The organism is Parablautia muri (genome assembly GCF_009917485.1).
Classification (GTDB): domain Bacteria; phylum Bacillota; class Clostridia; order Lachnospirales; family Lachnospiraceae; genus Suilimivivens; species Suilimivivens muri.
Map to the genome: position 1 here is coordinate 34,684 of NZ_QZDT01000005.1, position 13,287 is coordinate 47,970.

At 43.2% G+C, this 13,287-nt stretch carries 13 protein-coding genes; 2 read left to right on the forward strand and 11 right to left on the reverse strand.

Annotated elements, in window-relative coordinates; all coding sequences use genetic code 11:
- Nucleotides 1–98 precede the first annotated feature (98 nt).
- Nucleotides 99–1,139: an FAD:protein FMN transferase gene (locus D5281_RS04940; protein WP_160559038.1), complete on the forward strand. Its 1,041-nt coding sequence runs from the start codon at nucleotides 99–101 to the stop codon at nucleotides 1,137–1,139.
- A 71-nt stretch (nucleotides 1,140–1,210) separates the two neighbouring features.
- Here the strand turns inward: D5281_RS04940 and D5281_RS04945 are convergent, their stop codons facing one another.
- From D5281_RS04945 to rsxC, 7 genes are all read right to left on the reverse strand, one after another.
- Complete coding sequence (locus D5281_RS04945; protein ID WP_160559039.1) at nucleotides 1,211–2,251, reverse strand: aldo/keto reductase; 1,041 nt, start codon at nucleotides 2,249–2,251, stop codon at nucleotides 1,211–1,213.
- Between the two features lie 100 nt (nucleotides 2,252–2,351).
- A complete protein-coding gene (locus tag D5281_RS04950) occupies nucleotides 2,352–3,149 on the reverse strand; it encodes an RnfABCDGE type electron transport complex subunit B (protein ID WP_160559040.1) in 798 nt (265 codons plus the stop codon).
- 72 nt (nucleotides 3,150–3,221) lie between these two features.
- Nucleotides 3,222–3,797: an electron transport complex subunit RsxA gene (rsxA, locus tag D5281_RS04955; protein ID WP_334296606.1), complete on the reverse strand. Its 576-nt coding sequence runs from the start codon at nucleotides 3,795–3,797 to the stop codon at nucleotides 3,222–3,224.
- Nucleotides 3,793–4,569: an electron transport complex subunit RsxE gene (gene rsxE, locus D5281_RS04960; protein ID WP_160559042.1), complete on the reverse strand. Its 777-nt coding sequence runs from the start codon at nucleotides 4,567–4,569 to the stop codon at nucleotides 3,793–3,795. The genes rsxA and rsxE overlap by 5 nt, the downstream gene beginning before the upstream one ends.
- Nucleotides 4,556–5,179 (reverse strand): RnfABCDGE type electron transport complex subunit G, encoded by a 624-nt coding sequence (locus D5281_RS04965; protein WP_160559043.1) that lies wholly within the window; start codon nucleotides 5,177–5,179, stop codon nucleotides 4,556–4,558. The genes rsxE and D5281_RS04965 overlap by 14 nt, the downstream gene beginning before the upstream one ends.
- Complete coding sequence (locus D5281_RS04970) at nucleotides 5,176–6,108, reverse strand: RnfABCDGE type electron transport complex subunit D (protein WP_160559044.1); 933 nt, start codon at nucleotides 6,106–6,108, stop codon at nucleotides 5,176–5,178. Before D5281_RS04970 ends, D5281_RS04965 begins: the two co-directional genes overlap by 4 nt.
- A gap of 21 nt (nucleotides 6,109–6,129) precedes the next feature.
- Nucleotides 6,130–7,446, reverse strand: a complete 1,317-nt coding sequence (gene rsxC, locus D5281_RS04975; RefSeq protein WP_330584841.1) for an electron transport complex subunit RsxC — start codon at nucleotides 7,444–7,446, stop codon at nucleotides 6,130–6,132.
- Nucleotides 7,447–7,609: 163 nt separating this feature from the next.
- Here rsxC and D5281_RS04980 point away from each other — a divergent pair, with 163 nt between their 5' ends.
- The gene (locus tag D5281_RS04980; RefSeq protein ID WP_160559045.1) at nucleotides 7,610–8,713 is read left to right on the forward strand and encodes a ribonuclease H-like domain-containing protein; all 1,104 of its coding nucleotides are present in this window, start codon (nucleotides 7,610–7,612) and stop codon (nucleotides 8,711–8,713) included.
- A 138-nt stretch (nucleotides 8,714–8,851) separates the two neighbouring features.
- Here the strand turns inward: D5281_RS04980 and D5281_RS04985 are convergent, their stop codons facing one another.
- From D5281_RS04985 to D5281_RS05000, 4 genes are all read right to left on the reverse strand, one after another.
- The gene (locus D5281_RS04985) at nucleotides 8,852–9,640 is read right to left on the reverse strand and encodes a CheR family methyltransferase (protein WP_160559046.1); all 789 of its coding nucleotides are present in this window, start codon (nucleotides 9,638–9,640) and stop codon (nucleotides 8,852–8,854) included.
- Between the two features lie 31 nt (nucleotides 9,641–9,671).
- Entirely contained in the window at nucleotides 9,672–10,784 is a 1,113-nt protein-coding gene (gene rpsA, locus D5281_RS04990; RefSeq protein ID WP_160559047.1) for a 30S ribosomal protein S1, read from the reverse strand.
- Nucleotides 10,765–11,613 (reverse strand): 4-hydroxy-3-methylbut-2-enyl diphosphate reductase, encoded by an 849-nt coding sequence (gene ispH / locus D5281_RS04995; protein ID WP_160559048.1) that lies wholly within the window; start codon nucleotides 11,611–11,613, stop codon nucleotides 10,765–10,767. Before ispH ends, rpsA begins: the two co-directional genes overlap by 20 nt.
- Before the next feature lie 351 nt (nucleotides 11,614–11,964).
- The gene (locus tag D5281_RS05000) at nucleotides 11,965–13,275 is read right to left on the reverse strand and encodes a BaiN/RdsA family NAD(P)/FAD-dependent oxidoreductase (RefSeq protein ID WP_277935178.1); all 1,311 of its coding nucleotides are present in this window, start codon (nucleotides 13,273–13,275) and stop codon (nucleotides 11,965–11,967) included.
- Nucleotides 13,276–13,287 lie beyond the last annotated feature (12 nt).

Below are 13,287 nucleotides of genomic sequence, written 5' to 3' on the forward strand. Positions count from 1 at the left end.
TGGAGCGCCGGTTTGTGAATGGCGCCATTAATACTATACATGAAATAAGGCAGCTTTACAACCTAAATTCGTTACCAAACAGTGGAAGGGGCTTGATCATGCATCTATTTTCCGATAGAAAGTTCAAATACTTTTCTTGCAATAACTGCAAAAAAATATTTGAATCTTCTTTTATCATATTTTTATTTTGTATTTTTTCACCTGTATTTCTTACAAGCTGCAGCAGTTCTTTTGTAAAAGATTCGCCGGTTACGGGAAATGGGTTTTATTTTGATACGGTTGTGTCGATTACGTTATATGAAGGCGGGTCTGAGGAATTGCTGGAACAGTGTATGGGGCTGGCTGAATATTATGAAAATCTGCTTAGTCCTAATGTTGAGGGAAGTGATGTTTGGAAGTTAAACCACAGCATGGGACAGGCGGTGGCTGTGGATGAGGATACTTTGGAATTGTTGGAGATTGCTTTAAGGTATGCCCGGCTTTCCGATGGACTGGTGGATCCGTCTATTGGTTCTTTGTCCCAGCTTTGGAATTTTGGGTCTGATAATCAGGCTATTGTTCCCTCAAAGCAGCAAATTGAGGAAGCATTATCACATGTGGATTATCATTCTATCATTATAAATGGCAATCAGGTGACGTTAAATGATCCTATGGCACAGGCGGAGCTTGGTTTTATTGCTAAGGGATATATTGGAGATAAGCTGAAAGAATATCTGCTCTCTAAGGGTGTTACCTCTGCTTTGATTAATTTAGGAGGCAATGTGGTTGCGGTAGGAAATAAACCGGATGGAACTCCTTTTCGTGTTGGTATTCAGCAGCCTTTTGCGCCATCCGGCACTCCTGCGCTTTCACTGGATATTTCTGATATGAGTGTGGTTTCCTCCGGTAATTATGAACGCTTCTTTGAAAAGGATGGAGAATTTTATCACCATATTTTATCCACAGATAACGGCTATCCTGCCCAAAGCGGCCTGTCGCAGGTAACGATTTTAAGCCCTGATTCGGTTGACGGAGATGCGCTTTCTACCCTTTGTTTTATTTTAGGGTATGAAAAAGCGCTCTCTTTGCTTGAAAGCTTTCCAGAAATACAGGCGGTTTTCATCACAAAGGAGGGCGATATTTTATACGTGAATTTTTAAATTCCTTGTTAGATACTATTTTCGTTAAAAAGAGCGGAGGGAAACTCCGCTCTTTAGGATGATTCACACTTTTATTTTACGCTCACTTTTCCGTCAAGTACTTCTTTATAATCTTCTAAGTTTCTGGCAAGAAGATTGGGCGTATCAAGGCCATACGGACATTTGGCTTTACACTGGTTGCAGTGCAGGCAGTTTTCAATCTTCCCCATCATCTCCTTAGCCTTATCTGTCAGCCAGCCATCGGAAGGCGATCTTCTAAGAAGCAGCGACATTCTGGCGCAGGTATTGATTTCAATTCCCACCGGGCAAGGCATACAATAGCCGCATCCTCTGCAGAACTCACCACATAGTTCTTCTCTATCCTGATTGATTAGGGCTTTTATTTCATCGGTCATTACCGGAGGATTCTCTATGTAGGATAAAAATTCTTCCAGCTCGTTTTCCCTCTGTATGCCCCAAATAGGCAGCACATTGTCAAATTCGGCCGCATGTGCGTAGGCTGCCGCAGAATTGGTAATCAGACCGCCGGAAAGCGCCTTCATTGCGATAAATCCCATATTTGCTTTTTTGCACCCTTCTACCAATTCTTCCTCTTTGTCCCCGGCAAGATAGCTGAAAGGAAATTGTAATGTCTCATACAAACCGCTTTCAATGGCCTCTTTTGCCACTCCCAGCCTGTGGTTTGTAATTCCGATATGGCGGATTTTGCCAGCCGCTTTAGCCTCTAAAGCAGCATCATAGAGACCGCTTTCATCTCCTGTCTTAGGGCAAAATGCCGGATTGTGGAACTGATAAATATCTATATAATCTGTGCGAAGCATTTCAAGGCTTGTTTCCAAATCCTTTTTCATGGCTTCTCCTGTTTGCGCTCCTGACTTGGTTGCTATAAAAATTTTTTCACGCATTCCCTCAAAGGCAAGTCCTAACTTATACTCGCTGTCGCTGTAGGCCCTTGCCGTATCAAAAAAGCGCATACCGCCTTCATATGCTCTGCGCAGCAATTTAACCGCCGCCTCAGCGCTAACCCTCTGAATCGGCAATGCACCGAAAGCGTTTTTGTTTACAACAATATCTGTACTTCCAAGTCTAACCTGGACCTTATGATTTCCCATCCATTCACCCTCCATCTCAAACCGTCTCCTACAACGAAAGTTAAGGAGACGGGCTGAATTAGCATATATTATTTTGTTACTATTACTATATTACCTGTTACTATATATTTACAATAGACTTTCTTGGGCATTTGCCTGCACATGCCCCGCAGCTTACACACTTTTCATAATCAATTGTGGCATTAAAGTCCGTAATTTCCACCGCCTCAGAGGCGCAGTTCTTTTTACAAAGCTGGCACCCTATACAGCCTGCGCTGCAGGCTTTCATTGTAACCGGTCCCTTATCCTTTGAACTGCACGCCACCGCATATTTCGCGTCATATGGAATCAGGGAAATCAAATTCTTCGGGCAGGCCTCAACGCATTTTCCACATGCCTTACATTTCTCTTTGTCCACTACAGCCACACCATTTTCCACATGAATCGCATCAAAAGGGCAGGCTTTCACGCAGCTGCCATATCCAAGACATCCATAACTACAACTCTTTGCTCCTCCGTTTGGCACAAAAGACAACATCCGGCAGTCTTCAATTCCACTGTATTCATAGTCCAATGTAACTTTATCACAGTCGCCCTGACATTGCACGTATGCACGCATCCGCACACTTTCTCCGGCTTCTACGCCCATGATACCGGCAATCACCTTCCCCACTGGCTCGCCGCCTACAGGACAGGCATTTACCGCAGCTTCTCCCTTGGCAATAGCCGCCGCAAGTCCACTACAGCCTGGGAAACCGCAGCCGCCACAATTATTGCCGGGCAAAGCCGCTAAAACCGCTTCTTCCTTTTCGTCTACTTCTACTTTAAACTTGATGGCTGCTATCCCCAGGAAAAGTCCAATGAAAAGTCCAACGCCTCCCACCACAACCACAGCAAGCAAAACACCTGTTATATTCATACAAACCCTCCATGCTGCCGACATCTCATTCATTCGAGCGCCGACACAAATTTGTTCTTAGTCCGATACCGCCTACAGCAATCCTGAAAATCCACAGAAAGCAATTGCCATCAGTCCGGCAGTCAGTAAAACAATCGGCATTCCTTGAAAGGATTCCGGAATATCATTGTATTCCATCTTTTCTCTGATACCGGCAAGGATAACAATTGATATGGTAAATCCGACAGCCGTTGCAAATCCGTTTACGATTCCTGTAAGAATCCCATAATTTTTCTGCACATTGGTAAGCGCAACACCCAGCACGGCACAGTTCGTGGTAATCAGTGGAAGGTAAACTCCAAGCGCTTGATATAAGGATTTCATAAATTTCTTCAAAAACATTTCCACAAATTGCACCAACGCAGCAATAACCAAAATAAATACAATTGTTTGCAGGTAGGTCAAATCAAACGGCGTTAATATGTATTTATAAATAACACCCGCTACAGCAGAGGCTAATGTAATCACAAAAATAACCGCACTCCCCATGCCTGCCGCTGTACCGGTTTTTTTCGATACGCCCAGGAAAGGACACAGCCCTAAAAACTGGCTTAAGACTACATTGCTGACTAATGAGGATGAGATTAAGATAATCAGTAAATCTTTAATCATTGTTCTTCCCCTCCTTCTTCTTTGCAGACTTTTCCGCTCTATCTCCGTTTTCTTTTACCGCTTCTTTGGCGGATGTGTCAATCAACCTTTTACTGCAGCCTGACTCCTGGCAATTCATGCAGTCGGAATTGCAGCCTGACTGAATTTTTGACATATCCCTGCCTCTTTTTTCTCCGGCTATTTTAACTTTATTTTGAATTGCAGTTAACGCAGCAAGTACAAAGAAGGCTCCCGGTGCCAATACAAAAATACTGCAGGGTACATAGCTTTCCGGCATCACGCCAAACCCAAACAGCTCCCCTGCACCAATCAATTCTCTGACAGCGCCAATGATGGTAAGCGCGCAGGTAAAGCCAAGGCCCATGCCTATTCCGTCAAAAAGAGAAGCCACAACCCCATTTTTGGATGCATAAGCCTCCGCACGGCCTAAAATAATACAATTCACAACGATGAGAGGAATATAAAGCCCAAGTGCGCTGTATAAAAAGGGAATATATGCTTTCAGTAAAAGCTCTACCACCGTCACAAAAGATGCAATAATCACAATAAAAGCAGGTATACGCACCTTATCCGGTATGACTTTACGCAGCATGGAAATAAACATATTGCTGAGGGCTAACACCACCATAGTGGTAAGACCCATTCCAAGACCGTTCATCGCCGAGGTGGTAACTGCCAGTGTAGGACACATTCCCAGCATCAGCACAAAAGTAGGATTTTCTTTTATCAGCCCGTTTAGCAGGCGCTCCGTTATTTTATTCTGCTTCATTGCCGCCACCTCCTAACTGTGATTGGAAATAGTAAAGGCCGCCATTTACTGCCGTTGTGACAGCATTTGTGGTAATTGTGGCCCCGCTGATGGCATCAATCTCGCTGTCAGAAACCGCACCTGTTTTCGTGTATGTAAAGACGGAAACATTTTTTCCTGCAAACTGGGGCTTTAGTACGTCTTCCGCCTTCATGCCAAGACCGGCAGTTTCCGATATACTTAAGATAGATATACCGTTCAGCGTGCCGTCCATGCCAATTCCCATGGTAAAAGTAATATCTCCTCCATAACCCTCATGGCTCGTCACCGTAAGAACATACCCAAGCCCATTTCCATTTCCGTCAAGTGCGATAAGGGCGTTATCAATATCCACAGCCTCAAAGCCTGCCTTTTCCCATTCCGCCTTCCAGTTCTCATCCTCTTTTGAAACCACTTCCTGTTCCTGAAACTCTAAGGCATCTGGAAATACCTCCGCATAAGCTTCTTTTGCCGCTTTTTCCTCTGCTATGGCAATAGGCTCTTTAGTGATCTCATATACCAGTCCTAAAATCAATCCGGAAAATAATGTAATCACCAGGAGGATCGCAGCATCCTTTATCATATTTTTCATGCTCTCTCCCCTCCTTTTCCAAACGCCTTCGGCATGGTAATCTTTTCAATGAGGGGAACCAGCAGATTTCCTAAAATGATTGCATAGGAGACACCCTCTGCCGATGGTCCGAAAATCCGGAAGATTCCGGTCAGGATTCCCAAAATCACACCGTACAAATATCTTCCCTTCTTCGTCACCGGGCTTGTCACATAATCCGTAGCCATAAAGAAGGCTCCCAGCATCAGGCCGCCGCCCGCCAAGTGGGCGCTGACAAAAGCCAGATCAAAACCATGACCGCCAAACAAGAAAATAAATATAACAAATGTTATTATGTAAGTTCCCGGTATCTTTAAATCAATCACACCCAAAAGAATCAGGAAACATGCACCGATTACAATCGCTATCATAGATGTTTCCCCTATGACACCGCCTGTTCTTCCCACTACCATGTCAAGAATATTAACGCTCTCCCCCGCTTTAAGGCTGGCTAAAGGAGTCGGGCCTGTGTAGGCATCGCAATCAAAATTGCACATGATAGAGGTATAGGAAATCAGCAAAAAGCACCTTGCGCCTAATGCCGGGTTCATAAAGTTCTGCCCCAGCCCTCCAAAGAGCATTTTTACCACTAAAATAGCAAAAATACCGCCAACCACGCCAATCCACCAGGGAGCTGTGGAAGGAAGATTAAGGGCTAATAAAAGCCCTGTCACTACACACGAGAAATCGCCTATTGTAACCTTTTTGTGCATAGCCTTTTCATAAACATATTCTGTCAGCACGCAGGTTGCCACTGTAATTAGAATTAAAATAAGTGCATCCAACCCAAAATTAAAAATACCAAAGCCTGCCGCAGGAAGTAATGCGATTACCACTGCAAGCATGATGTTACTGGTAGTAACCTTCGACCGGACATGGGGATTGGACGAAACTTTCATCAAATCGCTCATTTTTATTCCTTTCCTCCTACTTTATTTTTTCTTCTTTGCAAGCTGCATCTTTCGCATGGATTTAATTACCTGCGTAAGAGGACGTTTTGCCGGGCAGATGAAACTGCAGCATCCGCACTCGCAACATTCCATTCCGTCATTTTTTACAAACGCTTCTTCGTCATAATGCTCCGCATAATCCGCCAGTTTCCGCGGAACTACCCTGCCGGGACATACTTCCACACACTTGCCGCAATTAATGCAGGCGGAAGGCTCCATAGCCGATACCTCGTCCTTTGTCAGGCATAGAAGTGCGGAGGATGTCTTAGTAGCCGGCACATCCAAATCAAAGATAGCAAATCCCATCATAGGACCGCCGGACACAATCTTAACAGGCTCCTGATTGAAACCTCCGGCCTCCTCTACCAATTCATGATAATTGGTGCCGATTCTTACTTTAAAATTCCTGGGATCAACAATTGCATCTCCGGTAACTGTTACAATCCTGTACATAAGCGGTTTTCCCAGTATAACGGCATTATAAATAGATATTACGGTATCCACATTGTTGACCACGCATCCCGCATCTGCCGGCAGCTGCGCGGAGTTGATGGCACGCCCTGTGGCTGCGTAGATCAACTGCCGCTCAGCCCCTTGCGGATACTTGGTTTTAAGAGCTTTCACCGTAATTTTATTCTCATCCTTGGTAAGACTTTTCAGCTTTTCGATGCAGTCCGGCTTATTGTCTTCCACGGCCAAAATCCCTCTGGCATTGTCAAACAGGCTTAAAGATACCTTAAGCCCTCCTATCAGCTTCTCCGGCTCCTCAAGCATTTTGCGGTAATCGGAGGTGAGATAAGGCTCGCACTCCGCGCAGTTTACAATCACATATTCTATTTTATCAGGCTCCTTGGGAGAAAGCTTAACAGCCGTGGGGAACCCTGCGCCACCCATGCCTACAATTCCCGCCTCCCGAATCATATTAATTTTTTCTTCTTTGGTTAGCTTTTCAAAAGGCGGTACCTTGGGCCAGTCTATCTCCTCATACAGCCCATCGTTTTCAACAACAATGCACATTACGTTGTCGCCTGTTACCACTCTTCTTGGCTCTATTGCCTTAACCGTACCGGATACGGTTGCATAAATAGGTGCGGACACAAATCCGCCTGCCTCCGCAATTTTCTGTCCGGTCAGTACCTTGTCACCCTTTTTTACTACCGGCTTCGCCGGCGCCCCAATGTGCTGGGATAGGGGATACACCAGATCTCCCTTAGGAAAGATCTCCTTAATCGGCTTATCCTTCGACAAATCCTTTCCGTCATAAGGATGAATCCCTCCCGTAAACGTTAACCTTGCCACTCAACACCCTTCTTTCCATACGTATTGACAGATATCAAAGCTGATATTCCATCTATTTAAATATACTATTTTTTTGTCGAAAATACTACTGTAATTTAAAAAAATATGCTACACTAATATAGGAATATTATAGCTCAAATGGGCTTATTGACAGGAGGCTTCCATGAAAACAGAAGAAATCATTCTCGGTAATTTTAGCTTAAAATATCCATTGGAACTTTTAACTCCCCTAGAACAAATTTTATTTTTAGATATAGAAACTACCGGCTTTTTGTCCTCCAGTTCTGCAGTGTATTTAATTGGCTGTGCTTTTTATGCAGAGCATAATTGGATTGTAAGACAGTGGTTTGCGCAGACTCCCGATGAGGAATGCGAACTGATAAAATCCTTTTTGTCCTTCGCCTCAAAATACACTTATCTTGTCCATTATAATGGTAATACCTTTGATTTGCCCTTTTTGATGCATAAGGCTGAAAAATACGACATTCCCTGCAATTTTGGAAATATGGCTGGGCTTGATATTTATCGCCGCATAGCGCCCTACAAAAATTTCTTAAAACTTCCTGATTGCAAGCTGAAAACAGTGGAACAGTTTCTCGGTATTAAGCGTGAGGATACTTACAGTGGCGGCGAGCTGGTACAGGTTTACAGAGAATTTACCTTCTCTCACGACTACAACCTTTATCGTACCCTGCTTTTTCACAACTCAGACGATTTAAAGGGAATGTTGGAAATTCTTCCTATTCTGTCCTACTATGATCTGTTTAACAGCAGTCTCAAAGCCAGAAAGGTACAGGCCAATTATTACAATGATATTCACGGCGTTCCACGAAAAGAACTCGTGCTTCAATTGGTCTTTGCCTCCCCGCTTCCGGTTCCCATTGCCTTTATGGGTAAAGGGTGCCACTTTAAAGGGGAAGGCTATGAGGGTATTTTAATCGTTCCTATTTATGAGGAGGAGCTTAAATACTTTTATGCAAATTATAAAGACTATTATTATCTTCCCACAGAAGATATGGCACTACATAAATCAATCTCCTCTTTTGTGGACCGGGATTACAGACAGCAGGCAACCGCCTCCAACTGCTATACCAGAAAATTATCCAGCTATCTTCCCCAGTGGAAAGTGCTTGTAGAACCCTTTTTTAAACGGGAATATAAAAGTAAGGATTTATTCTTCGAACTTACAGACGATATTAAGAAAAACCGGCAGCTATTTTCAGATTATGCAAGCCATATATTAAACATAATGGCGCTTCAAGAGTAATGTAAAGGGAATTTTTAAGACGTGCGGCATTCGCTAAATGTCTGCTTCGCAGCCGCCTGGTTCATCACTCCCAGAAAAAAGGGACAGAATGCAAACCATTCTGTCCCTTTTTTACTACCGCTTGAACTATCAGGAGTTTTAATTAGCAGGGTGCTCATAATAGAAAGAATTTTTTCTATTATAGCCAATCTCTCTGTAATTAATAATCTGCTCTGTACTTCCGATAAAGAGGATTCCGCCTGGAGCTAATGAATTGTAAAACTTCTTAAACACTTCATCCTTGGCTTCCTCTGTAAAATAGATCAACACGTTACGGCAGACTATCATATGATACCCTCTGGCGTAATTGTTATCTAAAAGATTATGCTCCTTAAATTCAACTCTGGACTTAATCTCATTGGATATCTGATAGGAAAGACCTATCTTGGTAAAATACTTTTTCTTTAAATCATCCGGAACCGCAGCAATGCTTTTTGCGCTGTAAAGTCCTACTTTTGCTTTTGCAATAACCTGCTTATCCAAATCCGTAGCTGTAATACGAATCTGATTAAGCGGAATGTGCCTTGATAATGCCATTACAAGAGAATACGGTTCATCACCTGTAGAGCAGGCAGCGCTCCAAATCTTCAAATTCTTTCCAAACTTGGTTATTAATTCCGGTATAATTTGATTTTCTAATAATTTCCACTGGTCAGGATTTCTGTAAAACTCAGAAACATTAATCGTCAGAAAGTTAATAAATTCTTCAAACTTCCCCTTGTCTGTCTTGATAAGCTGCACATATGGCTCATATCCTTTCACACCATTCTTGGCAATCAATGAGTCAATTCTGCGTTTCATCTGCTTTTCTTTGTAGGCATTTAGATCAATTTTGGTCAAAGTGAGCACCGCACTCTTAAATTTTTCATAATCATATGCCGTAGTCATCGCAAATTCGTTCCCCCTTTTTACTTACACATTATTCCTCATTTCCGATTTCTGCTGCCGCGCCCTCTGCTTCATCTGCTTCTTCAGGCTCTGCTGCTAAAAGCGCTTTTATGCTCAAGCTGATTTTTTTGTCATCACTGTTAAAATCAACTACTTTTGCCGTAATTTCCTGTCCAACTTTCAATACATCGGAAGGCTTTTCAATGTGTTCTCTGGAAATCTGTGATACATGAAGCAACGCATCCACGCCAACTTCCAGCTCAATGAAAGCACCGAAATCTGTCATTCTGGCAACTTTACCGGTCACTTCATTCCCCACTGCATATCTCTCAGCCGCATCCTTCCATGGATTCTCATCCTCAAATTTGAGACTGAGCGCAATCTTTGTACCAGAAATATCTTTAATGAAAACTCTTACCTTATCGCCAACTTTAAATACCTTTTTAGGATTCTCAACGCGTCCCCAGGACATTTCGGAAATATGTAAAAGCCCGTCCGCTCCACCGATATCAATGAACGCACCAAAGTCAGTTACATTTTTGACAACACCTTCCATTACATCGCCAATCTGGATGCTCTCAAGCAGTTTTCTCTGCATTTCTGCTTTTTCTGCAACAAGCAGTTGTTTACGGTCACCAATATATCTTCTTCTCTTAGGATTGTATTCGCTGATTACAAACTTAATTTCCTGACCCGCATATTTGGTCAGATCCTTTTCATACACATCAGATACGAGACTTGCCGGAATGAAAATTCTAATCTCATCAACAATTACACTCAAGCCGCCGTCAAGCACCTGTGCAACCTTAGCCGTAAGCACTTCTTTATTGTTAAAAGCTTCTTCGATTCTCTTATTTCCACGGTCAACAGCGAGTCTCTTATAAGTTAAGATAACCTGTCCTTCTCCATCGTTTACTTTAAGGACTTTCACTTCCATGGTATCTCCCGGCTTAACTACAGTCGTCAAGTCTACATTAGGCTCGTTGGTATATTCATATCTTGTCAAAATGCCATCAGATTTATATCCAATGTTAAGTATGATTTCTTCAGGCTTAACATCAATGACTGTGCCTTCTACTACCTCTCCTGCATGTATCGTCTTTAATGATTCTTCCAACATTTGTTCAAAAGTTAACTCTGACATGATTTTGAACCTCCTCAATTATATTGTTGGGGGTGGAAGCCCCCGCAGTAATACCCACCAGAGCGGCCGTTTTAGGCAATTCCAAATGCAAATCTTCCAGTGTTTGTATAAAATACGTAGCCTCACACTTCTTAGCACATATCTCGTAGAGCTTCTGCGTATTAGAACTATTCTTGCCACCTATTACTATCATTGCATCGGCCTTGGCTGAAATTTCTCCAGCTTCCGCCTGTCGTTCTTCTGTCGCATTACAGATTGTATTCACAACGTTAACATTATAACCTTTTTTTTGAATAATTTCAACTAATTCTTGAAATTTGTTGTAGTTAAATGTCGTCTGAGATACGATACACATTGGCTTTTCGGCATCCGCTTCAAAGCTTTCCGCTTCGCTGACGGTTCCAATCACTGCTGCCGGCGCCGAAGACCAGCCCATGATTCCCTCCACTTCAGGGTGCCCTGCATTGCCAATAATGATGATTTGTTTGCCCCTGCGGCTTTCTTCCGCAACGATCCTGTGTATCCTTTTTACAAAAGGACAGGTAGCGTCAATGCATTCCAATCCATTTTCTTCAATCAGGCGGTAAATCCTTTTGGGGACGCCATGGGAGCGAATCACCACTGCCCCTTCCTTAATGCCGGCTATCTCATTTTCATTTTCTATCACTGTAACGCCACGTTTTTCTAAATCTGCCACTACCTGCTCATTGTGAATAATCGGGCCATAGGTATAGATTTTCTTATGGGTGCCAAGCTGCTCATAAACATTTTCCACAGCCCGCTTTACACCAAAGCAAAAACCAGCGCTCTTTGCAAGCAACACTTCCATTTTCCTGTTCAATCCTTTTTATCATAATCTGTTATCATTGGTAACAATTCAGCCTAGGACTTTGCATTTACTGCAAAGTCCGTAAGAAAGCCTGAATTTTACCGAGAGTGAATCCGGCCCTTCGCCAAAGGCGAACTTCTAATGGCTGGATTCAGTAACAGTTCGGCCAAAGGCTGAACTGCTACTATCATTGTATTTATCATAACACGAACTGTTTTCTGTGCCAAGTGTCCATTGACCATTTTAAGGTTCTATAATAATGTTACTATTCACGGCCTGGAAGCCGCTCATAGTAACATTCGGGGCGATATTCCAAGTTTTGCTTCGCAAAAATCGCCCCTCACACCTGAATCATGTTCTCACGGAATGCGCGTGGGCCGCACTCACCCCTGCCAGATATCCTGTGGACCATGCTATCTGTAAATTGAAGCCTCCGGTCATGGCATCCAGGTCAAGCACTTCCCCTGCAAAATAAAGGCCGCTTACAAATTTGGATTCCATGGTGGATGGGTTCACTTCTTTTATTTTAATTCCGCCCTGGGTTATAATCGCTTCCTCAAAGCCTCTGGTTCCTGTCACTGTCAAAGTGAGATTTTTCAGACATTCAATTAAATTATTTCTCTCCTGCCTGGTGATTTCATTTGCCTTTTTTTCCGGCATGATTCCGGTAAGCTTCACCATCACGGGAATCATTTTGGACGGGAGCAGGCCTTCCAGGACATTTTTAAACTGTCGGTTTTTGTTTTCTTCAAAGTCACGTAGAAGACGCGCGTTGAGCTGCTCTCCGGATAGAGCAGGCTTTAAATCAATACAAAGCTCCACGGGCATTCCATAGTATTTTTTGGCATAATAGCTGCTGGCGCTTAAAATTAAGGGGCCGCTTACACCAAAATGGGTAAAAAGCATTTCCCCAAAGCCTGCATAAATTTTTTTCTTTCCGTTTTTCAGTAAAACAGATACATTTTTAAGGGAAAGTCCCTGCATTTCCATGCACCAACTCTCCTGAACCGTAAAAGGTACCAGGGCCGGTTTAATATCCTGAATGGTATGTCCCATTTCCTTAGCGAAACGGTATCCGTCACCGGTAGAACCGGTGGACTCATAAGTCCTTCCGCCGGTTGCAAGGATCACTGCATCCGCCGAAAGCACACGTCCATCCGTAAGTCTTACGCCGGTTACATATTTTGAAGTATCTCTTTGTTTATCACCGGCATCAAACGCCTCTTCCTTTAAAGATTTTGTCAAAATTTCTTTCACACAGGTTTTCAGGCACACTTTAACCTGCTTCTTTTCCATCTGCCTGTTTAAAGCATTTGTCACATCATAGGCATGGTCAGAAACAGGAAATATTCTCTCCCCCCGTTCTTTTTTCAATTTACAACCGGCTTTCTCAAAAAATGCCATGGTAGAATCATTGTCCAGCTTTGAAAAAGCACTGTACAAAAATTTCTGATTGCTTACCACATGTTCAAAAAAAGCATCCCTTTCACAGGCATTGGTCAAGTTACATCTGCCCTTTCCTGTTATAAAAATTTTTTTCCCTGTCTTTTCATTCTGTTCAAGCAGTGTCACCTGGGCGCCCTCTCCGGCCGCCCCCACAGCCGCCATCATTCCTGCAGCCCCGCCGCCCACTATAATAATGCGTTTCATATGTACTCCCATATTGCCAGAGCA